Source organism: Shewanella maritima, assembly GCF_004295345.1.
GTDB lineage: Bacteria > Pseudomonadota > Gammaproteobacteria > Enterobacterales > Shewanellaceae > Shewanella > Shewanella maritima.
Genome location: NZ_CP036200.1, coordinates 1700698 through 1726461 on the forward strand (window position 1 = coordinate 1700698; position 25764 = coordinate 1726461).

17 protein-coding genes are annotated in these 25764 nt (G+C 45.2%); 6 read left to right on the forward strand and 11 right to left on the reverse strand.

The features are described from left to right. Positions 1-161: 161 nt before the first annotated feature. Entirely contained in the window at positions 162-1667 is a 1506-nt protein-coding gene (lysS, locus tag EXU30_RS07395; RefSeq protein WP_130598768.1) for a lysine--tRNA ligase, read from the reverse strand. Positions 1668-1679: 12 nt separating this feature from the next. After that, positions 1680-2778, reverse strand: a protein-coding gene (gene prfB / locus EXU30_RS07400; RefSeq protein ID WP_165398984.1) for a peptide chain release factor 2 whose coding sequence is annotated in 2 segments (ribosomal slippage) — positions 1680-2702 and positions 2704-2778 — 1098 coding nt in all. Because the reading frame shifts where the segments join, the coding sequence is not laid out codon by codon here. 160 nt (positions 2779-2938) lie between these two features. Between prfB and EXU30_RS07405 the strand changes: the two genes are divergently transcribed. Then, positions 2939-3922 (forward strand): pentapeptide repeat-containing protein, encoded by a 984-nt coding sequence (locus tag EXU30_RS07405; protein WP_130598772.1) that lies wholly within the window; start codon positions 2939-2941, stop codon positions 3920-3922. 35 nt (positions 3923-3957) lie between these two features. Here EXU30_RS07405 and EXU30_RS07410 read toward each other — a convergent pair whose 3' ends face one another. After that, positions 3958-5622, reverse strand: coding sequence for a methyl-accepting chemotaxis protein (locus tag EXU30_RS07410; RefSeq protein WP_130598774.1), 1665 nt, complete (start codon positions 5620-5622; stop codon positions 3958-3960). Positions 5623-6315: 693 nt separating this feature from the next. On the opposite strand from EXU30_RS07410, the gene fdhF reads away from it, so the two are divergent. After that, a complete protein-coding gene (gene fdhF / locus EXU30_RS07415) occupies positions 6316-10539 on the forward strand; it encodes a formate dehydrogenase subunit alpha (protein ID WP_130598776.1) in 4224 nt (1407 codons plus the stop codon). A 309-nt stretch (positions 10540-10848) separates the two neighbouring features. Here fdhF and chrA read toward each other — a convergent pair whose 3' ends face one another. Together chrA and ohrR are read right to left on the reverse strand one after the other, a co-directional pair. Beyond that, positions 10849-12027 (reverse strand): chromate efflux transporter, encoded by a 1179-nt coding sequence (gene chrA, locus EXU30_RS07420; protein ID WP_130598778.1) that lies wholly within the window; start codon positions 12025-12027, stop codon positions 10849-10851. Between the two features lie 283 nt (positions 12028-12310). After that, a complete protein-coding gene (gene ohrR, locus EXU30_RS07425) occupies positions 12311-12775 on the reverse strand; it encodes a transcriptional regulator OhrR (RefSeq protein WP_242620398.1) in 465 nt (154 codons plus the stop codon). Positions 12776-13002: 227 nt separating this feature from the next. Here ohrR and EXU30_RS07430 point away from each other — a divergent pair, with 227 nt between their 5' ends. Beyond that, the gene (locus EXU30_RS07430) at positions 13003-13248 is read left to right on the forward strand and encodes a cytoplasmic protein (RefSeq protein WP_423213362.1); all 246 of its coding nucleotides are present in this window, start codon (positions 13003-13005) and stop codon (positions 13246-13248) included. 97 nt (positions 13249-13345) lie between these two features. Here EXU30_RS07430 and EXU30_RS07435 read toward each other — a convergent pair whose 3' ends face one another. From EXU30_RS07435 to EXU30_RS07460, 6 genes are all read right to left on the reverse strand, one after another. Further along, on the reverse strand, positions 13346-14056 hold the full coding sequence (locus tag EXU30_RS07435) for a DUF3581 domain-containing protein (protein ID WP_130598782.1): 711 nt from the start codon (positions 14054-14056) through the stop codon (positions 13346-13348). A gap of 106 nt (positions 14057-14162) precedes the next feature. Beyond that, the gene (locus EXU30_RS07440) at positions 14163-15218 is read right to left on the reverse strand and encodes a sterol desaturase family protein (protein WP_130603325.1); all 1056 of its coding nucleotides are present in this window, start codon (positions 15216-15218) and stop codon (positions 14163-14165) included. A gap of 134 nt (positions 15219-15352) precedes the next feature. Then, a complete protein-coding gene (locus tag EXU30_RS07445; RefSeq protein ID WP_130598784.1) occupies positions 15353-17647 on the reverse strand; it encodes a TonB-dependent receptor family protein in 2295 nt (764 codons plus the stop codon). Further along, the gene (locus tag EXU30_RS07450; RefSeq protein ID WP_130598786.1) at positions 17647-18885 is read right to left on the reverse strand and encodes an imelysin family protein; all 1239 of its coding nucleotides are present in this window, start codon (positions 18883-18885) and stop codon (positions 17647-17649) included. Before EXU30_RS07450 ends, EXU30_RS07445 begins: the two co-directional genes overlap by 1 nt. A 248-nt stretch (positions 18886-19133) precedes the next feature. After that, entirely contained in the window at positions 19134-20882 is a 1749-nt protein-coding gene (locus EXU30_RS07455) for a DUF4856 domain-containing protein (protein WP_130598788.1), read from the reverse strand. Positions 20883-21252: 370 nt separating this feature from the next. Next, entirely contained in the window at positions 21253-22734 is a 1482-nt protein-coding gene (locus EXU30_RS07460; RefSeq protein ID WP_130598790.1) for a CYTH domain-containing protein, read from the reverse strand. 245 nt (positions 22735-22979) lie between these two features. Here EXU30_RS07460 and EXU30_RS07465 point away from each other — a divergent pair, with 245 nt between their 5' ends. From EXU30_RS07465 to EXU30_RS07475, 3 genes are all read left to right on the forward strand, one after another. After that, entirely contained in the window at positions 22980-23660 is a 681-nt protein-coding gene (locus EXU30_RS07465; protein WP_130598792.1) for a TIGR00153 family protein, read from the forward strand. A gap of 55 nt (positions 23661-23715) precedes the next feature. After that, the gene (locus EXU30_RS07470) at positions 23716-24984 is read left to right on the forward strand and encodes an inorganic phosphate transporter (RefSeq protein WP_130598794.1); all 1269 of its coding nucleotides are present in this window, start codon (positions 23716-23718) and stop codon (positions 24982-24984) included. A gap of 139 nt (positions 24985-25123) precedes the next feature. Further along, positions 25124-25693, forward strand: coding sequence for a TIGR04211 family SH3 domain-containing protein (locus tag EXU30_RS07475; RefSeq protein WP_130598796.1), 570 nt, complete (start codon positions 25124-25126; stop codon positions 25691-25693). Positions 25694-25764 lie beyond the last annotated feature (71 nt).

The following is a 25764-nucleotide window of genomic DNA, read 5'->3' on the forward strand; positions in this document are numbered from 1 at the left end:
GACATCAACAAGCTGATATCGAGGTCTATTTAGTCGACTGAACGTGCTGAAGACAAAGATATGAGTGAAAATGAGACAACAAAAAACCAGCCATTCTTGTGAATAGGCTGGTTTTTTATTTCTTACTGTTAGCGAGCTATAGCCTAACTAACTAGTAGCAATTACTGACCTTGAGGACGCATTGCTGGGAATAGAATCACGTCACGAATAGTGTGTGTGTTAGTAAACAGCATCACTAAACGGTCGATACCAATACCTTGACCAGCTGTTGGTGGTAAACCGTGCTCTAGTGCTGTGATGTAGTCGGCATCGTAGAACATGGCTTCGTCGTCACCTGCATCTTTTGCATCAACCTGTGCTTTAAAGCGGCTATCTTGATCTTCTGCATCGTTAAGCTCTGAGAAGCCATTAGCTACTTCGCGGCCACCAATGAAGAACTCAAAACGGTCGGTAATGAAGTGGTTTTCATCGTTGCGGCGCGCAAGTGGTGAAATGTCTGCAGGGTAACCTGTAATAAAGGTAGGCTGCATAAGCTGCGGCTCTGCAGTTTCACCAAAGATTTCTTCAAGCAGCTGACCACAAGTCCAGAACTTCTCAATAGTCATACCTAGGCTCTTAGCCAAGTTACGCATGAATTCTAGGTCTTTAACTTCTTCGTAAGTCATCGACTGAATAGTTTCGTTGTCTGGGTTGTACTTCTTGATCGCATCTAACATGCTTAAGCGCGCGTATGGGCCGCCAAAGTCGATGGTGTGCTCTCCGTATGGTAGCTGTGGTGAGCCACATAATTCAGTGGCAATTGAGCTCAGCATTTCTTCGGTTAAGTCCATCAGATCTTTGTAGTCAGCGTACGCCATATAGAATTCCATCATGGTGAATTCTGGGTTGTGACGTGGCGATAGACCTTCGTTACGGAAATTACGGTTAACCTCAAACACACGCTCAAAGCCACCTACAACCAAACGCTTTAGGTAAAGCTCTGGTGCAATACGCAGGTACATTTCAATGTCTAGCGCATTGTGGTGCGTGATAAATGGACGCGCTGAAGCACCACCTGGGATGCTGTGCATCATAGGGGTTTCAACTTCCATAAACTCTTTTTTCACCATGAAGTTACGAATAGCGGTAACCACTTTCGAGCGCATGATGAAAGCTTCACGAGAGTCTTCGTTAACAATTAGGTCAACGTAGCGCTGACGGTAGCGAGTTTCTTGATCTGATAGACCGTGGAACTTCTCTGGTAGTGGACGCAATGCTTTAGTTAGCAGTTGGTACTCTTCCATGTTCACGTATAGATCGCCCTTACCAGACAGGTGCAGCTGACCAGTTACACCAATGATGTCACCGATATCTAGACCTTGATAAGTTGCTTTTAAATCTTTTTGCACATCTTTAGGTGCATAAGCCTGAATGCGACCAGATACATCTTGGATAACCAAAAATGGACCACGCTTCGCCATCACGCGACCAGCAATCGAACGCTGAATGTTCATGCCTTCAAGCTCTTCTTTCGAGTAGTGGCCGTATTCTTTTTGAATATCAGCTGCCTTATGTTTTCGATCGAAGTTGTTTGGGTGACCATTTGCCGGGCAGTTTTCGCGGATGTGATCTAATTTCGCGCGACGTTCTGCAATTAACTTGTTTTCGTCTTGAGTTTGTTCAGTCATCTTCTTCTCTCGTTACAGGCCAGATTTCAGGCTAGCTTCAATAAACTTGTCCAAGTCGCCGTCTAAGACGCTTTGGGTATTTCGGTTTTCAACGCCGGTGCGTAAATCTTTAATGCGGGCGTCATCAAGCACATATGAACGGATTTGGCTGCCCCAACCAATATCGGATTTGGCATCTTCCGCGGCTTGCTTATCAGCGTTCTGCTTAAGCATTTCTAGCTCATACAGTTTCGCTTTTAATTGTTTCATCGCCGAGTCACGGTTTTTATGTTGCGAGCGGTCATTTTGACACTGCACAACCGTGTTCGTTGGTAAGTGAGTAATACGAATTGCAGATTCAGTTTTGTTTACGTGCTGACCACCAGCGCCTGATGCGCGGTAGGTGTCGATACGTAAATCCGCTGGATTGATGTCAATCTCAATTGAGTCATCAATTTCTGGGTATACAAACACTGAACAGAATGAGGTGTGACGCTTACCCGATGAGTCAAATGGCGACTTACGCACTAAGCGGTGTACGCCCGTTTCAGTGCGCAATGAGCCAAACGCATACTCGCCGCTAAATTTAACGGTCGCGCCTTTAATACCTGCAACGTCACCATCGGTTACTTCAATAAGCTCAGGTTTGTAGTCGTGTGCTTCGCCCCAACGCAAGTACATACGTAGCACCATGTTAGCCCAGTCTTGCGCTTCAGTGCCGCCAGAGCCTGATTGAATATCAAGGTAGCAATCTGCTGCATCATTCGGGCCTGAGAACATACGACGAAACTCGAGCTCTTCCAGGCGTTTTTCTAAATCGTCTAACTCAGCAGTTGCATCGTTGAAAGTATCTTCATCTTCCTCTTCAACTGCCAGTTCAAGCAATCCTTCAATGTCTTCTAGGCCGCTGTCCATATCATCAATGGTTTTTACTACTGCTTCCAGTGATGCACGTTCCTTACCTAATGCCTGGGCATTATCAGGATCGTTCCAAACTTCAGCGCTTTCTAACTCGCGGGTGACCTCTTCTAAACGCTCACTTTTAGCAGCGTAGTCAAAGATACCCCCGAAGTAGTTCGGTGCGCTCAGCAAGTTCCTTAATTTTGGCTTTGACAGGATTAACTTCAAACATGAATTTTCAACTTAATTTAGCGATAAACAATACAATTAACCGCGCATTTTACCCCATGAGACGCCCTAAACCTAGGGGCTTTAGCGGATAAATAGCAAACATTTGCAGATTATTTTTCAAGCCCATAACAGCTTCATTTGGCTTGACTATACTGATACACATGAGCGAACAAAAACCAACCTGCTGCTATCACGAAGATGAAGGGTTCTCATGCACCGAAGTTGCCGAGCCCTCAGGGCTTTGTTATTGGCACGACCCCCGTATCGTAAAAAACAAACCTGAAGATAAAGCCCGCCTTGAAGCTTATGCCAAAGCCGGTGGTATGCTGCGTGGTATTAGCCTTAAACGAGCTGATCTCGCGGGTATTGACTTAGTTAAACATCATTCCAAAACTGGCTTTGATATGAGCCATGCAGAATTGTACCGAGCCAATTTACGCGGCGCTCACATGTTCAACCTTAATCTTGAAAAAGCCAGCTTAATGAAGGCCGATCTGCGTGACGCCAATGTACATTGCGCCAACCTGATTGGTACTAACCTGTTAGGAGTAAAATGGCGCGGGACCAAGATAGATAATATCTGCACGGGCAAAATGCTCAAGCAAGAAAAAATGGCAAAACAAGCCGAAAAAGTAGGCGAAATGGAGATAGCGCTCGATTATTACGAGCAATCCGAAGAGATTTATCGTGATTTACATAAAGCCGCTGATCGGCAAGGCTTGTTCGCCATGGCAGGTTTTTTCATGCGCAAAGAGTTGATTATGCGTCGCCGTCGAATGCCTAAACTGTCACTCGATAGAATAATTTCAAAATCAATTGATTTGTTTTGTGGCTATGGCGAGGCACCGCTGAGGGTTATTGGTTTTTCTGTGGCGCTGATCTTCATCTGCGCTATTTGTTACTTCTTTACTGGCTTAAACTTTGATGGGCAAGCTCATGTATTCACCACATCACTGTCATTTTCCGAAAGCATTGCGTTATTTCTAAACTGCATTTATTACTCAGTCGTTACCTTTACAACACTTGGCTATGGCGACTTTACCCCCATTGGTTTTTCACGAGCAATTGCCGCTATTGAGGCATTTACCGGCAGCTTTACCATAGCCTTATTCGTGGTAGTGTTTGTAAAAAAAATGAACCGCTAAAAGCGGTTCATTTTTTATTCTCACCAAGCTAAAGCTTAAATCTTAAACTGACTGACTAGAGCGCTTAACTCGTCACCGTCGTTAGCCACCTCTTGGCTTACGTTTGAAGCATCCTGACTCGATGCCAATAAGTGATTTACAATTTCTTGTACCGAGTTAATGTTGCGGTTGATCTCTTCAGTTACCGAGCTTTGCTCAGTCGCTGCAGTCGCGATTTGGGTACTCATGTCATTAATGCTGGTCACTGACGATGTCACCGCACCAAGACTTTCAGAAATCGCTCGCGATGACTCAACCGAGCTAACACAGCTTTGCTGACTTTGCTCCATTTGATCCACGGCGCTGCTCACCAGTTTATGCAGATCGGCAAGCATTTCGTTAATCTCAACCGTACTCGCTTGGGTACGACTTGCAAGACTACGCACTTCATCAGCAACCACCGCAAAGCCGCGACCTTGCTCACCTGCCCTTGCAGCCTCAATTGCCGCGTTAAGTGCCAGCAGGTTTGTTTGCTCAGCAATGCCACCAATCACCGTAAGTACTGAGTTAATCTTCTTCGACTGCTCGCTTAGCAATTTGATATTGCTCGACGCTTCATCAATTTGCTGCATTAGGGTAGAAACTTCTGTCAATGACGCATCAACACAAGATTGTGCCTCAGTTACATTTCCACTTGCTACTTGTGTCGCATCTGCCACCATACTGGTGTTTTGTGCCACTTCATTAGCCGTTGCTGACATTTCAGTGATTGCAGTAACAATTTGATCGATCTCGTTATTATGGTTATACAGCTGATCTGACATATCGGTTGTTTGCCCATTAATTGACGCCGCCGCAGCCTTAACCTTGTTGGTTGAGTTAGAGACATCAGTAATGATGGCATGCAGCTTATCAACAAACAGGTTAAATGCGCGCCCAAGCTGAGCAATCTCATCTTCACCGTGCACATCCAGGCGCTTGGTTAAGTCACCCTCACCTTTAGCAATATCATTAAGCGACTGCGCCATATTCTCGATTGGATCGACCATTTTCTTAGACACGATCACCACACCAAAACCAGTGGCTAAACCTAAGACTGACGCGAGCAATATCACAAAGAAAAGTTTTTCGTTCATCCGCTCTTGCTGAACAGCTTCAAACTCAGCAATATTTTCTTCAATATCGTCAATGTAGGCACCTGTACCAAGCATCCAGTTGGTACCAGACAACATTACCGCGTAGCCAATTTTTTGCATTAGCTCGCCAGTGCCTGGCTTTTTGTAATAGTAAGTAAAACTACCTTTTCCTGATCTAGCCGCGTCCAACAGGCCGGCAACAATACGCGTACCTTGCGGATCCGCCATGTCCATTTTGTTTTGCCCTTCTAGCTCTGGCAGCATGGCATGGAAAATACTGTTGCCCTTATCGTCATAGATATAGAAGTAACCCGCTGTACCAAAGGTAAGGTTGCGCAGGGCAGCTTTAAAGTCACCGCCACCGGGTAAAGACTGCTCGTACTTGATTACCCCTTGGGCAATATCAAGCGCTTCTTTCATTTGGGTATTACGTTCTTCTAATAATTCGTTTTTGAAATGCTGAATATCATCATGTAGGGATTGCTTTTCATTGACATAAAAAATGACAAGCAGCACACCTAGAATAAAAGTTAGCGGGATCAACGCTAGCGCTAACAATTTACTCTTAAGGGAAAGTTTGGACATCGTTTACACTCCAGGACAATTGTTACAACTAAAGTATAGGTTTTAAATAAAAGTTAATCAGGCGCTTGAGCAAACTTTTTATGCTAAATGGATGACCTAGATCAAAAACCCCAACTTGCAACCGTCTACACAAATGTGTAGGCAGAAGGTGTCATCGTATAGTCTGCTGCAAAATTACTCACCTCTTATTTGCTAGCTGATTAAACTTGATTCCGATTCTGTGAGCCAGATCGATTAATCATCAATGCTGCGTGAGTCAGATCCCAGGTCAAACCACCTTAGCATGTGCTAAGTGCACAAAACGCTTGATCGTTGTGAATAAGCTTGCAAAAAACACTCATAAACTGTGCGCAAAATTTGGTTCACAACTGATTCGTTATATTTTGTAGTGCTAATAAAAGAAACGAGGGCCTGTTGATCTTTGCTGATTAGAATTTGTTCGAATTAAAAGCACTTTAATCGCGACGTGAGCGATGACGTCTAGTCGCCTAAACAAACTCGCTCACAACAAAGAGTAAAGTGCTTTTAAACGAACCTTTCAGGCAGCGCTTGTTGTCATTTCTACTGCGTTAACGACTTATCATGTGGAACAACCACACATCAAAGTCGTTGTCTTGTATAAATTTCCAACAAGCAGCTGCAAAAATAATCTTGAAAGATTAACAGGCCCTACCAACCTCCAAGGCCTGCACCATGATTTCACTCAACATAGACGGCAAGCTCGTCACTGTCGAGCCGGAGCAAAACCTGCTCCAGGCGGCTACTAAAGCTGGCATAACTATTCCAAGTTTATGCGACCCAATAAATAGCCAATCGACCAAGCTGCAACACAAGCAAGACTGCAACTTGTGCATAGTAGAAATCAATAACCACGATGCCAGTTGCCGCACTGCTAAAGCATGTCAAACAAAAGTGAGTGACAATATGCAGGTCACCACCCAGAGTAGCCAACTCAGTGAAATTCGCCGCAATGCATTAACCGACATCCTGTCGGATCATTTTGCTGACTGTGAAGCACCGTGCCAAACAGCCTGCCCTGCTGGTGTCGATATTCAAAGTTACTTATTTCATATCGCCCAAGGCAATCACACTGAAGCGGTAAAAGTGATTAAGCAAACTCTGCCATTGCCCTTATCTATTGGCCGCGTATGCCCAGCCTTTTGTGAGGCAGAGTGCCGCCGAGGCTTGGTAGACGAACCCGTTGCTATCCGCCAACTAAAACGCCATGCAGCGGATCTCGACCTTGCTGATGAGCACAGTTACCAGGTTGAGCGCAAAGCTGACACGGGCAAAAAGGTCGCCATTATTGGCAGTGGCCCTGCGGGATTAAGCGCAGGTTACTTTTTATCTAACCAAGGCCATCAAGTCACCATTATTGAGTCCATGCCTGAAGCAGGTGGCTGGCTCAGATACGGCATACCTGAATATCGGCTGCCAAAAGACATACTTGATAAAGAAATAGCACTTTTGTGTACCAATGGCTTAGACATAAGAACTAATACTCGCCTCGGGCAAGATGTACATTTAAAACAACTTACCGACGACTATGATGCGGTTTGTTTAGCGATTGGCGCGCAAAAAGCGGTAGCCATGGAGTACCCAGGCAGCGAACTTGGCGGCTGTTATTTAGGGGTTGATTACCTGCGTGATTACTGCACCGTAAAAACCTATAAAATAGGCAAGAAAGTTGCGGTCATAGGCGGTGGTAACACAGCTATCGACTGCGCCCGAACAGCCGTGCGCGAGGGCCATGATGTCACGATTATTTATCGCCGCACTAAAGATGCCATGCCTGCTGAACCTTACGAAATCCATGAGGCGGAAGTTGAGGGTGTTAAGTTCCACTTCTTAACTAACCCAGTCAAAAATATCAGTGACGACAACGGCCAGGTTTGCGCTATAGAACTAGCAAAAATGGCTTTAGGCGAGCCAGACTCATCAGGTCGCCGCTCACCAAAAGCCACGGGCGATACCTTTATAGAGCAGTTTGATACCGTCATTGCTGCGGTTTCACAAACGCCTGATATGAGCTTTTTAGAGCATCCAGGTAGCCACTTAACCTCGGGCGAGCTGGCACTATCACGCTGGAACACCTTTATTGGCTGTGAACATACTATGTCAGCAGGCGTTGATAAGTTATTTGTGATTGGCGACTCGCGTCGCGGCCCAGCAACCGCTGTTGCTGCAATTGGTGATGGTCGCAAAGCCGCAATTGCCATTGATAAGCAACTAAAACAAGGGCTGAGCTGTGAGTTAACCAAGCAAGCATTCAACTCTACCAAGGCAAATAACACCTCAGAGCTATCTGCTGAGCTTTATCCAAGCATCAAACCTCAAGCTCGCTACAAAATGAGTGAGTTAAGCGCTATTGAACGTGAACTTAACTTTAATGAGGTTGAGCAAGGCTTTGAGCCAGATGATGCCATGAAAGAAGCGGCGCGCTGCCTGGAATGTGCCTGCCAAGCCAATACCGACTGTAAACTTCGCGACTACGCAACCGAATACCATGTTGATAGTAAGCAATTAAATGCAAGCCAGATGCAGCGTTTTAGTGTGGATAAAACCACGCCGTTCATCCAATTTGATGCCAATCGCTGTATCAGCTGTGGCAAATGCGTCGATATCTGTGGTCAGCAAAGCGGTCACAACGTGATTCAGTTTGAACAAGACAGCTATCAAGCATTGCCAAATGAATTGGTTGGCACAGAGCAGCGCCGCGCACCGCGCGTGGGCTTTAATGTCACTATGGCAGAAAGTGCCTGTGTGCAGTGTGGTAACTGTGTGCAGGTTTGCCCAACCGGTGCACTCGTTGATGCACGCGACAAACGTCAGGGCGCAACAGAAAAATTAGAGACAACCTCAACTATTTGCACCTACTGCGGTGTGGGCTGTCGCATCAATGTCAGCGTGTCGCCATCAACGGGTAAAATATGCCATGTTGAAGGCAGTAAAGACTCAGATGTCAACGAAGGCATGTTATGTGTCAAAGGTCGTTTCGGTTTCGACTTTATTCAAAGTGAGCAGCGTCTTACCACACCATTAATGCGCAAAAACGGTCAGCTTGAGCCATGCTCATGGGATGACGCAATATCTGCTATCGCCAGCCGTTTTAGTGCGATTAAAGCCGCTAAAGGCGGTGATGCTATTGCTACACTGGCATCAGCAAAAGCGACTAACGAAGATAACTTCTTACTGCAAAAATTTGTCCGCAGCGTATTAGGCACTAACAATGTTGATCACTGTGCGCGCCTTTGTCACTCAAGTACTGTTTCTGCGCTGCAACAAAGCTTAGGCAGCGGCGCCATGACAGGTGATATTCCGGGAATTAAGGACTCAGACTTAATCTTTATTTTGGGCTCAGACACCTGTAATGCCCACCCGATCATCGCGTCTAAAATCAAACAAGCCATTCGAGTGCACGGAGCTCGGTTAATGGTTGCTGATCCTAAACGCGTATCAATCGCCGATGATGCTGAGCTATATGTCGCGCAAAAACCTGGCAGCGATGTTGCGCTAATCAACGCCATCATGGGTGAGATTATTCGCAACGACTGGCATGACAAAGCCTATATCGATACCCATACCGAACAATTTGATGCAGTTAAGCAATGTGTATTGCAGCAAAAATATCTTCCAAAGCAAGCCGCGAAAATCTGCGGCGTGTCAGCTGATGATATCAAACACATGGCTAAGCTTATTGGCACTGCGGATAAAACGGCTATCTACTACGCCATGGGCGTCACCCAGCATACCTCAGGGCACGATAACGTTACCGCGATTTCTAACTTGCAAATGCTGATGGGGAACCTAGGTAAATCAGGCGCTGGGATTAACCCACTGCGTGGTCAGAGTAACGTACAAGGCGCTTGTGATATGGGCGCGCTACCTCAGTACTATACTGGCTATCAAAAAGTGGATAACCCAGTTGTACAAGCTAAATTTGAACAAGTCTGGAATACCCAACTATCACCGAATGTGGGCTTAACGGCTACAGAAGTAATGAGCGCGATTTGCGAGCAAAAGGTCGATGCGCTGTTTGTGATGGGTGAAAACCCAGTACTTAGCGACCCAGATCAAGCTCACGTGATTGACGCGCTTGAAAGGCTACCGTTTTTGGTAGTGCAAGATATCTTCTTAACCGAAACGGCTCAGTATGCTGACATCGTATTACCTGCAGCTGCATTCGCAGAAAAGCATGGCCACTTCACCAATACTGAGCGCCGAGTGCAACGTTTAGAACCAGTGCTAACACCACCCGGTCAAGCCAAACAGGACTGGCGTATCGTACAGGCAATTGCCAACAACATGGGCGCAAACTGGCAATATGATAATGAACAAGCGATTACCGCTGAAATCAATCTGGTTACGCCACAATATCAAGGCATCACCTGGGCGCGTTTAAACAATGACACAGACGGCAAGCCTGCTATAGGCATTCAATGGCCGTGTGCAGATGAGCAACATCCAGGCACACCTGTGATGCATGCTAATGGTCCGGTTCGTGGTAAAGGCTTATTCACGGCTGTTGAGTATCGCGCCGCAGCTGAAGAAACCTGTGAGGAATATCCGTTAGTGTTGTCGACTGGGCGACTACTTGAGCAGTTCCACACAGGTACGCTAAGTCGTAAAACCCAAGGTTTAGATAAGCTAGGTCAGCCTCAGGTGATGATTTCGGTTTATGATGCTGAAAAACTGGGGATTGGTAATGGCGAAGTCATTAAGCTATCTACCCGCCGCGGTGAAATCACCATACGCGCGTTTGTTACCAAACGTGCTCAAGCGGGCGTGCTGTTTTTGCCATTCCACTTTGTTGAAGCCGCTGCAAACAAACTAACGATTAATGCTGTCGACCCTGTCGCTAAGATCCCTGAATACAAGGTCTGCGCGGTCAAAGCTGAGAGGTTAGAAGCGTTATAATCCCCAAGCTTAATACTCGCTTTGTAACTTTTGGGTCAGAGTCACAACTCTGACCCAAATGTTAAAAGTGGCTACTTTCCAGTCCGAAAACCTAAAAAAAACCTTTAAACAGATTTAAAAACCCAATTTTAATCCAAATAAAAGATTAGAATTTAACATTTTACTCTGACCCAAATGTTAATAAGCAGAGTTGACTAGCTATACGGAGTTCTAATTACTGGTCTAAAAATCGTTTTTTAATCTATTTAAGGGATTAGAATTTAACAGTTTACTCTGACCCAAACTGATATCTGTTAAGCGAGCACAGGGCTAAATCAGCGTGATCACAGCGCCGATTGCGGCAAATCCAGCTACCAACACGACAATGTGCGGCTTGATGATTTTCAGCAGCGCAAAGCCAAGTACTACCAGCCCCATATCCACGGGGCTCAAGACGGCAGATGTAAATACCGGAGAGTAAAGTGCGGCAAACAGTAAGCCAACCACAGCAGCATTAACTCCGCCAATAGCCGCTGAAATCACTGGTCTTTGACTGATGGCATGCCAGCTTTTAAGTCCTACCAGCATCAGTAAAAAACCCGGCAAAAAGATGGCTAGTGTTGCGACAATAGCACCAAGGATCGGCGACTCTAACCAGATATCTGCACCTAAAAAGGCCGCTAAAGCGAACATAGGGCCTGGGATCGCCTGCGCCAAGGCGTAGCCAGTTAAAAAGCGCTCTGGCGAGACTAACTCACCCACATTCGACTCAAGTAATGGTAGGACTACATGACCGCCACCAAACACTAAGCTACCAACTTGATAAAACTGGGCAAACACTTGCCCCAGACTGTGGTGTTTATCAATTAACAAAACTGATGCAATCAAGCCTAAAACAAACACAGCTAACCAGACATAGTTGAGCTTGATAGGCTGTGCTTGAAACTGGGCGAGCTGATCAATGTCTGCCGTTTTGGGCTCACGATTAAGCGTCATCACCCCAACAAATGCGGCAACAAGTAACACCAGAATTTGCGTAGCCATTGCAGGGAAGATAATCAAAGTAATAGCAGTAAAGGCAGCAATGAGCTGCGCAGCACTGCGCTGGCAAAATTGCTTAAACATGCCCAAAGTGGCATCGGCAACGATGACTACTGCAAGTAATTTGAGCCCATGGATCATGCCCTGCACCGCAGGCATATCTAGCCATTTAGCACTGGTAACAGCCAGCAAGAACAGCAGTAAAAACGAAGGTAAGGTGAAGCCAACAAATGCAGCAAAACCACCAAGCAAGCCACCTCTATGATAACCAATGGCAAAACCAACCTGACTCGATCCTGGGCCAGGCATAAACTGACTTAACGCAACGAGACTGGCATATCGTTTATCATCAAGCCATTGCAGCTCTTCAACAAATGCTTTGCGAAAATAGCCAATATGGGCTGCAGGCCCACCAAAACTGACTAAACCTAAGGCTAAAAAGCGGGTAAAAATCTGCCAATAAATCATGTGGCTAACCTTTTTTATATCTATTGTATTTATACCGATCAGCACAAGTATGTGAACATACTTACAGGCTCAAACGCTGATGTTTCACGCTAAATAGTATGACAGATATATGACAACTTAATGAACAATTGGGGAGCGCCCAAAGTGACTAAATGACTATGTGAGAAAAGTGTCTAAGTGAAAAAGCGCTCATGTGAGAGTTGAGAAATGGCAGCCAACAACAAAAAAGAGCAGTGATGTACTGCCCAATCTATTGGCGTCTGTCCAAAGCACTGAGCCTATATTAGTCTTTCATCAGAGCCAGAGTCTTGTCACACAGCGCTTTGAGTTGTTGCAACTCTTCCATCTCGCCACCGACTTTACAACGCATTAAACCAGGGATTTCACTGGCTTGTTGCTTGAGCGCTTGTCCTTCTTCAGTGAGGTGTAACACACGAACACGCTCATCTTGTTCACTGCGCCCGCGCAACACTAACCCCTTTGCCTCTAGGCGTTTTAACAAGGGAGTTAATGTACCTGAATCGAGATGCAGCTGTTCACCTAAGGTTTTCACACTAATGCCAGAGGTTTGCCACAACACCATCATCACTAGATATTGTGGGTACGTCAGAGAAATCGACTCAAGTAAAGGTCTGTAAGCACGCACCATCGCGTTAGTTAAACTATAAAGCGAGAAGCAAACCTGATTCTCTAACATTAACTCGGGTTGTTTCATATTAAAGCTCTTACTTAATGGCGTGATGCTCAGCTCACTCAGCTGACCAAACACGCTTTTGCAACACAAAGTGAGATGTAGATCATTTAATTGTACACAATCTAAATGTGGTTTTGCACAGAAATGCAAAAATTAGCTATTTGGCGAAAATTTTTCCTTTAGCTAAACTTAAAAGGGCCGATAAACAAAGAGAGTAAAATGGCTCGCCAAACATTTGATAGCGAATCGATGACTAACAGCCATTAAGTAACGACTCTCCCTTGCCCTTTAACTTTGCATTCGTTGAAGGCATGATTTCTAAGCTGAAACTTGAGGTAAGTATGACTATTTCAGTAAATGCACCGTCGTCAATGCCGACCAATATTGACTCAGGCAACAGCCTTAAAGTTGCGGTAATGGCAAAAGAACAACAAAAGGTCGAAGGCGACATTGCCATGCAGTTGATTGAAGCTGCGGTACCTCCGCCAACAGGCAATTCAGGCCATAACATCAACGTTAAAGTCTAATTCCAACAAAAAGTTCAAAATGACAAAAAGCCATGTGTTCTGCACATGGCTTTTTAATGTCTGATTTCAGTAAATATTAGCTAAACATCAACAGCACTTAAGCCGCTTTACGCCCTTCATAGGCTTGGCACATTTGCTCAACTTTGTCTTCTTCAAGCTCGCGCAGACCGCTTAGCACCAGGGTTTTAACACCAGTACCTATCACTCTTCCTTGGCTCGTAAGCTCGAAATTCAGGGTAACGTCACCGCGCTTGCCATCGACTTTTAGGGTTTGCTCCACCAACTCTAAGCTCATCTCTTCAAAGCTAAAGTCGGTTAGCTCAAATGCCATACTCTCGTATATAACAAGCGGACGGGCAGGATTGATCATCACTTGATGCTCACGCATCAAGGGAACTAACACGTGGATAAAGTTAAGCCCAGAAAATGCCACATAGCTCTTAATAAATGCGGCTTTTTGAGTGTCACACTCACATAGCTCGCCAGAACGGCTGACATTCAAATATGACTTGCCGTTCGTGTCTTGAATATTAAAGCTGTCGCCGACACTAGGGTCTAAAAGCAGCTCGACATTATCGCCCACCATACCCTCAAAATTAAATTGCATGTTTTGGCTCAGCCCGTGTTCCGTCAGCACTAACGCAAACAGTAAATCACCAGGCACGCAGAAACGCTTTGCACCAACGTCATGAATTGGGTTGTAGTCTCCAGCAACATTTTTTGCGAAGTCACTGGCTTGCTGCGCACTGATCACCACTTTGCTGGCATCCTGCTGCAGTTGTTTTGAGTAGTATGGAGATAAAAACATATTATTCTTTTTGTAAATTTCAGTGAGTAAAAGTCAATAGCCTTGCAGTTTACTGTAACTTTAGCAAATCACTCACCCGATGACTTGGATAAAGGCTATTAGGAAGTTAGGAGTGCGAACGTTGCTTTAATCGTGCTGCATAGCGTTTCAGCGTAGCAGTTATCACGGCGAACGATTGCTTAAACGGATTGATGTAAATGCCAGTAAGGCTGTCATGCCCCACTTTGTAGCTCACGCCAATATCGAGTTGCTTTGACGGCACTTCACTTGCCCACACTAACGAGCCAAAAGCGCGATCCCATATGGCTAGAGCGCTGCCTAAATTCTTGTCTCTGTGAGCTAGCGCTTTACTGTGATGAATTTGATGTTGCGCAGGGCTGATTAACCAACCTTCAAGTCTATCGCCCCAACTTAACCAAATGTGACTATGACGTAAGTTAGAACCAAACACATTGAACAAAAACACAAATACATTAGCGCCAAGTACATCGTACATTTTTAAATTAGGACCAAAAAGGTAGTAACCAATGCCCACTGCTGTACCTTGTGCTAGCGCCATGCGACAGGCATAAAAATAACTCTCTATGGGGTGAGAGCGATAAATAGTAAATGGTGTTAAAACGCTAGCACTATGATGCACCGCGTGTATTGGCCACAGAAAAGGGATTTTGTGTAGCGCCAGATGTAGTAAGTAGCGGCTAAAGTCATCTAATAAAAATAACAATACGGTGAAGATTGCCATAACCAAAACCGCATTGTTGCTAACGGGCTCTATTACGCCAAACAGCCACTCAAGACCATCACTTACAGATAAAGCAATCGGCACCATAGTGACAATGAGAGGCGCAAATATCGCGGCCTTAATCAGCTTATTAAACACCAACAACCAGTAATCATGGCGAGCAGATTTAGCCAAATAGATGTGTTTAGGGAATAAAAAGCCTAGCAAGCCCTTAAATGATTTTGCAGGCCTAGGCTTGTCTGTTGAATTAGTCTGACCTGTTGAATCAGTTTGCACTGATGAATTAGCAGCATGCCAATACACAGGTAAAGCAAGTAGCACAGCACCCAGCAAATACCCTATGTAAATGCGCTTATTGGCATCAAATGGGTAACTGACAAGCTGACCAAGCTCAGCAACACCTGCAGATAAAACGCCCACTAACACATCAGCAGTTATGGATAACACATCAACAGCAGACAAGGGGTTCTCCTACAACGATTTCCCTACGACAACTAAAACAGGCTGACTGCTTATTAACACACATAAAAAGCAGTCAGCTTTATCATCAGCGGTTAGAACTGGTACTGATAACCTAGCTGAAACTGCTGCGGCTTACTAGGGCGTGCACCATAAGGGCGACGACTAACAATTTCTTGGTTATCGAGCACGTTGTCCGCCTTTAAATACACCTTACCAAAGGTGTCAAAGTCATAACTTGCCGACATATCCAGTGTAGTCAACGCCTTGGTTTTAACGCCTGATAACACCACGCCTTCACCCGAAGCTTCTAGCATCTCGCCAACATAGCGCACAACCAAGTTTACATCCCAAGATTGTGCTTGCAGACCTAAGCCAAGTGACGCCTGATTTTCTGGCAGGTATGGCAGTTTATCGCCCGCGGTCACACTCCCCCACATATCAAAACCCGAGTCAAAACTGGTTTTAAATTCTGACTGAGTATGGGTGTATGACAACGACACAGGCACATCGATATCATCAGTTAATGCTAGGGTATAGCTTGAGGTTAGCTCTAAACCTAAAATATCAACTTCACCGCCATTAAATTCAGTGTCATCGTCGCTACCACAACTAGAGAACTGACAGCCCTCTTTTAGATTGCTGATATCGTTGAAAAAGCCCACTAGCTCAACACTCACGTCACCATTGTTAAAGCGACCGCCAAACTCGTAGTTAATGCTGCTTTCGGTTTCAATGCTTGGATCTTGCTTTGGGCTAGTCGGCAAGAAGCCTTCATGCACACCAAAAAGTAAACCAGCGTTGTCATTTAATGCATAGTATAGGCTTAAGCTCGGCAGCCAGATACGGGTCGATTTATCAAGGTAATCGCCCTCTTTACCAGGCGCGCGATTTTGATATTCAGACTCAATAAACTCACCACGAATACCCGCTGTCACGTCAAGATCACCAAAGGTCATAGTGTCTTTAGCGTAAATAGAGACAGCACTGGTTTTCTCGCGATCTGTGGTTGCGGCCTGCGTCGGATTACCATCACTCACAAGCTTGGCTGATTGCATCACAAAACTATCAGTGGTGTGGTTACGCTCAATTTGGTCTTGATGAAAACGCACGCCCAAATCAACATTATGCTTAATATCAAACCAGTCGAGATCAAAGCTTAAATCAGACTGGATACCTTGTGAGTAATAGCTGCGGTCATTATCACCTAGAATCAGCTTTTCATACTCGGCAACACTATCTTGGCGACCCGTTAGGATCTGATAGTAACTTTGGTTAACTTCATCTGCGTCAGGGTTGGCTAGGATCTCCTGCAGTGAGCGCGTCACAACCGGTGCACCGCCTTTAAAGCCATTAATTTTGAACCAAGAGCGGTCAAAATTGTGGCGATAGGCGCGAGTGATCACCTCAAAATCATCACCACTAATAAAATGACTTAATTGGAACTGACTGTGAGTCCAATCCATTTTATCAAGGCTACTCGCCACATAACGGCGATTAGGATTCGCGTTAAAGTCAGCATCGGTTAAACCAAGGTAAGTTTCATTTGAGGTTTCATTGGCATAAGCCAGTTTTAACTCAAATACTTGATCAAAACGCTTACCCGCTAGGTCATAACGCAGCTTTGCCATCACATCTGATTTTTCAAAACCGGTATCACCGCCATTATCTAGCTGCTTAAAGCCATCAGCGCGCACATGAGCTGCTTCAACTAAAAAGCCAAAGTTGTCGATGGTATTACCATAATGGCCGTGAGCTTTTTGATAACCATCAGTTCCCACAGCAACGTCTATCATGCCTTCGCTGACTTGCGGTACTGCGCGAGTCACCATATTCAGCGAACCCGCCACCGTATTGGGGCCGTATTTAATACCAGCTGGACCTTTGAATACCTCGATTGAGGTCATCTTGCTCATCATAGGGAAGTAGTAGGCTGACGCCGCCGAATAAGGAGCTGGGCCAATCAGCACACCGTCTTCCATGATGTTAATCTTTTTACTGCGCTCAGGTGTTGCACCGCGAAAACCAATATTAGGGCGCAGGCCATAACCGTCTTCTTCACGGATATTCACACCAGGCATTTGATACAAAATGCGGTTGATATCATCGAACTTGAACTTTTCTAACTCGAGTTCATCAATCAAAGTTGCAGAGCCTGACTCACGGCTGATGCCCTGTTTACGCCCTACAATTTGCATTTTCTCGATGTAAGCATCGTTTACCGTCGCTTGCTCACTTGCCTGCTCTTCACTAGTACCTTGGGCACTGGCGCTTTGCTCTACATTTGGAGTGTCAGTGGTCTGAGAGTATGCCGGCAGTGCATACACAGAGCCAAACAGCGCTGCTTGAATGGCGACAGCCAGTGATAACTTTTTATTTAAGGTCAACATTAGTCGTTATCTCCTGCTGAAGTTTGTGGCAGCTCTAACGCCAGAGTATTGATAAAGTCTGACTTTAACTGGTCAGTAACGGCTTTAACCTCACCGTGTGTGGTGATAACTTGCTGCTCGTTATCGGTTAAGGTTTGCGAAAGCGATGCTTGATAAGCACTGGCATCAGCTATTGCGGCATCTATTGCTGCAGTGATCTTGTCAGCGGTTTCCTGAGCATCTTCGTCAATCAGGTAATCGTCAAAGCCGATGCCCTCATCACCTTGATAAAGTGCTTTTAATGCTTGCAGGTTGCTAACGATATTTTCAATTGAGTGCATTGCAATTGGCGACTCAACATCTTCAACACACACGCTTGTGCCGCATGAGTTAGCAAATTGCCCAAGTGGCGTTGCTAACTTGGCATCTTTGGTCACGCTATCAATATAAAACAAAGCATCACTTAGCTTATTTACCGCTGCATGCACAGTTTCAAACTCACTGCCTGCTGTGCCAGCTTGTTTTAATTTGGCAGCGTAGCCGTCAGATGCCGTCCATTCACTGACTAACTCGTTGGCGTTGTTATTAATATCGGTTGCCACTTCAACAGCAAACTCACAGCGAGCAATGCGGCGCGAGTCATCGGTGCGATTATCCCAACCATCAGGCACAACTGAGCCTGTACAAGTATGTTCAAGGCTTTGGCTAAATAGCAGATGCTCAAGCGCTAACATGCCTTTACGAGCGGGTGTGCGCGTAGCAATGTCATAAGGCACGCCATTAATATCGCCTTTTTCAAACGACACCACGTCTAGGTCTACGCCGCAGCTACTCTTTACTGGCCAAGAGTAAATCTTGTTTCTTAACGCACCGTCATTAGCCAGAAGCGGGCCAATTTGCATGAGTTCAACACGCTGCCATTGCGTCATTGCATCGCGCCAGCTTTGTTTAGCAGAAGCTACCGCCTGGTCATAAGCGTTTTGATCCACATTTCCTTGCTGAAAAGCAGACTCAGCGCTACACATAGCACTAAGTTGTTGCTGCTGCGTGCTACTTACTTGAGCGAGTTGCTCGAAAGTTGGGGTAATAACACCATCAACAATATTGGCAACCAGTGCCGCCTGATCAAAGTCACCTGTGGTGTCACCACCATTGCCATAATCTGGGCCAACTTCGCTGCTAGTGCTCTCTCCGCAGCCTGTAGCAAGCGCGGCTGTCATCGCCAAAAATAGGCTCGATAATACAGTACGATATTGCATAAAATTCCCTTGTATAATACCAATCAGCACAAGTAGATGAACATTCTTACTGGCTAAAACCGCTTATAACTGCGTTAGAAATTTTGAAGCTAGAACCACTAGCTCGCTGCAATTTCTGCCTTGTTCTAAGCAATTTTCTCTGCGTAACCTCTGCTCACTTATTTATCCTGACTGGTATAAAAACAACAAAAGCTCGGCACCCTAAAGTGCCAAGCTTTCCTCTTTATGAGGTAGTTCGTTTAACTGAATTACCAGTTGCTAACATTCTCAGCATTTAGGCTGTAGCTTGCTTGTAAAATGTCGCGCGCTTTAGCTAAATCAGCAATGTATGCGTCAACATCACCAGTCAGTTCAGGAGCGTCACCCATATACTGATGCAGCATTTCAAAGTCGCTATCTGAAATCATGCTGTACTCACTAAACTGCAGACCTAATGCAAAACCTTTCATTTCTGAGTAGTGCTTAGCTAGGTTTTCATAGTTGAAGTCAGCCGCTGTGCCGCCCGTTGCAAGCGGTGCAAGATCAGCTGTTGTGTCGTTGATGTAGTGAACAACTGTGGCCACAATTGCTAATTCCCAAGCCGCTAAAGCATCTTTAGCGTGAGTTTCAAGCTCATCCATTTGCGCATCTGTTAGTGCACTACCCACGTTGTCGTTAATCAGTTTACGACCTGCGATAAATGCTTCCATTGCTTGCTTGGTGTAATCGGTTGGCATGCTGTTGTCAGCTGTGCCTAGGTCACGCTTTGCAGCATTCACTGACTGACCAAAGTTGTACTCGCTACGAAGGTCAATTTTGCCGTCGCCATCGGTATCGTGTGAACCATTCCAATCAGCACGGCCTGCATCGTCAGATACCTTGCCAGCGATTTCTACGTCTGAGTACTCTAAGTAGTTAGCCGCTGCGCCGAAGTAACCAAAGCCTTCATCAAATTGATGCTCTAAGTTAGTGTATGCCGCACCGTCTTTAGCTGGGTTGATGTTATCAGTCGTTAAACCTTTACCTTCATAATCAACACCTAGGTAATCATCAGCAGACTGAGAGTAAGTCACTGACATTAGGATGAACTTTTGGATCATTTGCGCTAAATCTACGCCATCTTCGTCAACGTAGATTTTAGTAATGTCGTTGCCTAATACGTCTTGACGTACTTGACCATTGATCTTGGCAACGGCGTTGTCAGCAAGGCGATCAAATAAAGTGTTAATTAAGCCTGTTGGCGTAGTTGAGCCTTTTGCGCCCCAACCAGCAAATGCGCCATTGTTCCAGTCTTCGTGTTGACCAGCCGCGTCTTCACCAGCAACTTTCTGAGCGATGCTCTTGTAACCTGTAATACCACTTAATAGGCCATCTTTAGAGTTTTCGATAAAGGTAATTGGTAAGTCTGGGTATTCAGTGGTTTCATCTGGGTTGAAGAAGTAGTTTAACTTAGCAAGCACTTCATCTTTGGTAGTCACAACATTGTTATCAACGTCAGACTCTAGAGTATTTGTAATGTAGCTATTTAGCTCAGCAATTAAAATGTGACGAGCAGTTTGACCTGTGTACGATACGCTAGACTCACCATCATTTAACTTACTGTCGAACGTGTAACGGTCCATGATGTCCACTAACGTCACGGTTAGGTCTTTAGTGTAAGTCGCACCTTCGCTGTCGGTTGTAGTTACCGCAACAGTTAGCTCAAGGCTATCAGCACTATCTGCATCTAACATCACGCCTTCTGCTAGCATCAGCTTGTTACCGTCTACAGCAAACACGTCACCTGCCACAGTAAATGTGTGGCTATCGCCGCTATCAGCATCAGTTGCGCTTAAATCACCTACCATGGCACCAGCTGTGTTTTCATCCACAGTTGCATTCGACAAAGTAATGTCTGTTGGCGCTGAGTTAGTCGGTGTAACTGGTGCTGGGTCAGAAGAATCTGAACCACCACAAGCGGTTAGTAAGCCTAAAGATAAAGCGATAGTTGACGCTAGAACGGTTTTTTTCAATTGCATGAGAAGATCCTTGTAACACGCTACTTAAGAGTTGCAACCTATCGGCAACAACATTTGCAATCATGATACACAAATACAAATGAGAATCCATACTATTCGCAAATTAATTACCGCTTATATAGCCACATAAATTATGAGTATTATTCTTACTTTGAGTGTTTTTCTCTAAATACGTACATTTAGAGTAGGTCAAATCACTTAGCACTCTGTTTCCGAGCGCTCAGTTTCAAAGCGGACAGTTTCAAAGCGGCCACAAAAAATGCGACTTCAATTGAAGTCGCATTGTTAATTTGAGCCAACTGTTAAGTTGAACCAACTGTTGATTTGAACTCTTTGGAGGTCAACATAGCAGGTTATTACAATCAAAAGCCTACCAATATGGTTTCACTTTCAATGCACTTTTACGTGAATGCTCCATCGCGAACAACAAGCTAGACTCTTTATTCTCTAGCCAGCTATTGATATCAACACCTGCGCGCTCACTTAACTCGCGCAAACATTGATAAGCATTTAGTGTGGTGATACCCAGTGCTAAATCTTGCCAAGGCGCTCTGAAGCTTTCGCGCTCAGCAGACAAGTACAACTCACCGTAGACCACGCCCACTAATATGCTTTCATCTAATGCTTGGGCAACCGAGCGGTAATCTAGACTATTCATATCAAGCTGCTGTGGCATTAATTCTAAAATTCGCTTCCACGAATCCTGCTGCAAGTGATTAGCAAACAGCTCAAGCTCAGGGTAGTCCACTAATTGATGTTGACCCTTCTCCGTTTTCAGCAATAAGTCGACTAACGCCAATTGCAACTGGCCGTACTCAGGTTGCTGCCAAAGCTGATACAGCTTTTGCTCGTACTCATTGGCGCGCATATCTTGATGAATTTGCTCAAGCAATAACTCAGCATCTGGGGCTTTAACTAATAAGTTGCCATCGTCGGCAAGTAATAGGCAGTGCGCTTCAAGTGCCGAGATAAAATCAAGCTTGGTTTCGAGCTGCTCAAACCAATCAGCCACATGCTGCCCTAAAATACCGAACTGATTTAACGTCATTCGCAGTGCTCGCACTGCTGCGCGTAATTGTGCCCAAAGCATGGCTTGCTGGTCGATATCTGTGCTATCGATAAGTGCGCTTTCTATTAGCTGCCAACGCTCTAAACCGGTTTCTAATAAAGCAATCAAGGTATTTTGCAGACTCTTGTCTGTAGGCAGACGGATATATTGCAAATCTTCTAGCGGTTGTGGGTGCATCTTACCGGCAAGCAAGTATCCACGCTGGGCTTTACTGGCTTTACCAAGGCGCATAGGCACCTTCTTGGCAATTTCAGTAGCAAGCAATAATAATGCTGAAGCATCACCAGCAAGCAATTCAAGCTCTAACTCGCAAATAGGGTCTTGCAGATCGCCTGCAATCACATGCCCTGTGTCAAAGGCAATTTCAACTAAGCTCTGTTCTATATAGATATGCCAGCTTCGACGCGTGAAATTTGTCTCAAAAACACACTCAAGCTGTTCGTTTACCGTATTAAGATCGAAGCCTTGTGGCCAAATTTCAGCTGGAAATAAGCTCAAATCAGGTCGATTGGCGTTTATTTCGACATTATATTCAGGACGAGAATGGATTCCACCGACCACTTTTCCAGCGGTCTTGATTGTTTGTTCTTTGTAATCATCGCGCTTTCTCACCCTCAACCCCATGTGTTGCGCACGTAAAACAAGCTCAGGGGTGTCGTAGTACTTATTGATGAGCAGGTGAGTTGCCTGAGGCGTAGCACCTGGGTAAGCATTCAATACTTCCACTAACAAATCAGCTAGTTGAGCAGGAAGAAACAGTTTCAGTTCTATCTCAGAGTCCATTGTTCTCTCATTAAAATTATCACCAAAGATTCATCCGAGTGTCATAATAAGTTCACACTGTCACAATTCTGTAATCAAAATAACTTAGGATTGCCTCGCTCGAATCAGATATAATCGCCGAGCTAAAAATTGATTAAAAGCTGCACAGGCAAATAGCCTATAATGCAGTTTCATTATGCGGTCGCTTGAGGTAACATGCGCCCGCTTTTTTTCCAAACCGGAACTAATTAAATAGGTAAACGGCAATGCCAGTAAACTCTATTTTAGGTGTGTTTGCAAAATCACCTCTTAAGCCTTTAGAACAACATATCGACAAAGTAGACGAGTGCGCGTCATTACTCGTACCATTTTTCGAAGCCACCATTGAAGGTGACTGGGACAAAGCTGTATCTATTCGCAAGCAAATTAGTATGCTTGAGAAAGACGCTGACGCCCTTAAACGTGAAATTCGCTTAACCCTTCCAGGTGGTGTGTTCATGCCTGTTGAGCGTACTGACTTACTTGAGTTATTAACTCAGCAAGACAAAATCGCCAATAAAGCTAAAGACATTTCAGGCCGCATCATTGGCCGTCAATTAGTCTTCCCTCAACCGGTTCAAGCAACTTTTAGTGCCTACCTAAAGCGTTGTTTGGATGCCGTAGCACTTGCTAAGCAAGCTATCAACGAACTTGACGATCTGCTCGAAACGGGTTTCCGTGGTCGCGAAGTTGAGTTAGTTGCCAATATGATCACCAAACTAGACTCCATTGAAGAAGATTCAGATGACTTACAAATTCAAGTACGTCGTCAGCTACTTGCCGTTGAAGGTGAGTTGAATCCTGTTGATGTGATGTTTATGTACAAAATTATCGAATGGGTTGGCGGACTTGCCGACCTAGCAGAACGTGTTGGTTCGCGACTAGAGTTAATGCTAGCTCGTCACTAATCAATACGATTATTACTCGAAACAAATATAATCAAAGGTTATCAAGGATAACGACATGGTAGATGTATTAGTTGCAAACGGCCCTATGCTGATTGCTATTGCAGCCGCATTCGGCTTTCTAATGGCATGGGGTATTGGTGCAAACGACGTTGCAAATGCAATGGGCACCTCTGTGGGCTCAAACGCCATCACTATTAAACAAGCAATCATCATCGCGATGATTTTCGAATTCTGTGGTGCTTACCTAGCCGGTGGCGAAGTAACCAGCACGATTCGTAAAGGCATTATTGATGCGAGCTACTTTACCGCAACACCAGAACTACTGGTTTACGGTATGATTGCTGCGCTGCTTGCTGCAGGTATCTGGCTAGTTGTGGCATCAGCACTAGGCTGGCCGGTATCAACCACTCACTCAATCATTGGTGCAATCGTTGGTTTCGCCGCTGTGGGTGTAGGTACTGATGCTGTAGCATGGGGTAAGGTTGCAGGTATTGTTGGCTCTTGGGTCGTCACACCAGCTATCTCAGGCTTTATTGCTTTCCTAATTTTCCAAAGTGTACAAAAGCTAATTTTCGACACCGACAACCCACTAAATAACGCTAAGCGTTACGTGCCTTTCTATATGGCTTTAGCGGGCTTTGTTATGTCACTTGTGACTATTACCAAAGGTCTAAAACACGTAGGTCTACACTTCTCTACTGTTGAAGCTTATGGCTTGGCTGTAGCGGTTGCTATCGCCGTTGGTATTTTTGGTAAAGTCGCTATCGCACGTCTAAAAATGGACACCAGTGCAGACAGCAAAACTCAATTCGGCAACGTTGAAAAAGTATTCGCAATCTTAATGGTTGTTACCGCTTGTTGTATGGCATTCGCCCACGGCTCGAACGACGTAGCTAACGCGATTGGTCCACTAGCGGCAGTTGTTTCTGTTGTTGAAAGCGGCGGTGAAATCGGTAAGAAAGCAGTACTAGCATGGTGGATTCTACCGCTAGGTGCGACTGGTATCGTAATGGGTCTAGCCATCTTTGGTAAGCGCGTGATGAAAACCATTGGTAAAAACATCACTCACTTAACCCCTAGCCGTGGTTTTGCAGCAGAGCTTGCAGCCGCATCAACAGTAGTAATTGCTTCGGGTACTGGTCTACCAATCTCTACCACTCAAACCCTAGTGGGTGCGGTATTAGGTGTGGGTATGGCGCGTGGTATCGCGGCAATTAACCTAAGCGTAGTACGTAACATCGTGGTTTCTTGGGTTGTTACACTGCCTGCAGGTGCTGCACTTTCAATCTTGTTCTTCTTCACGATTAAAGGCATCTTTGGCTAAGCCAATCTAAGCAGCGCTAACCAGATGGGTTAGCATGCTAAAAAATGCGATTTAAGAAGGAAGTCTTATGACTTCCTTCTTGCATTCAGGGCCTTAAATAAATAGCATGACAGCACGTTATTAGGTAAAGGTGTTTCCCGTGTTTAGAATCCTTTCTCTGCTCAGTTTTTTCTTTATTTCATTTGCTAGTGTCGCGCAAACTCAATATGTGTCTGACGATGTATTTATCTATATTCACGGCGGTCCAGGTACCCAATACCGTATCTTAGGCAGTATTGAAGCGGGTCAGCCGATCACTGCTACCGGTAAAACCGACGGTGAGTTCACGCAGATTGTTGATCATAAAGACCGTGAAGGTTGGGTAAAAACCGACAGCTTAAGCGCTGAGCCAAGTTTTCGTGAGCGTCTGCCTAAAGTTGAGGCTGAATTAGCGCAAACCAAGCAGCAACTGGCTAGCTTTACCAACGACAACACCAGTATGTCTGAGCAGCTAAAAACAGCTAACAGCGAAGTACGCACATTAAAAGCAAAGCTGGCTGAAGTGGAAGCCGAGCGTGATACAGCTCAGGCTCAAGTGAAAGAAGCGATTGATAACAAGCGTTATCACATGTGGCAAGAAGGCGGCATGATCGCCGGTATTGGTGCGCTTATTGGTATTATTCTGGTTTATCTACCTCGCCCGCAGCGTCGCCGTAAAGAGCGTTGGTAACTCTTAATCTTTACCAGAAGTAGACTATTCAATGATAAGAGCCAGCATTAATGCTGGCTCTTGTTTTTTGC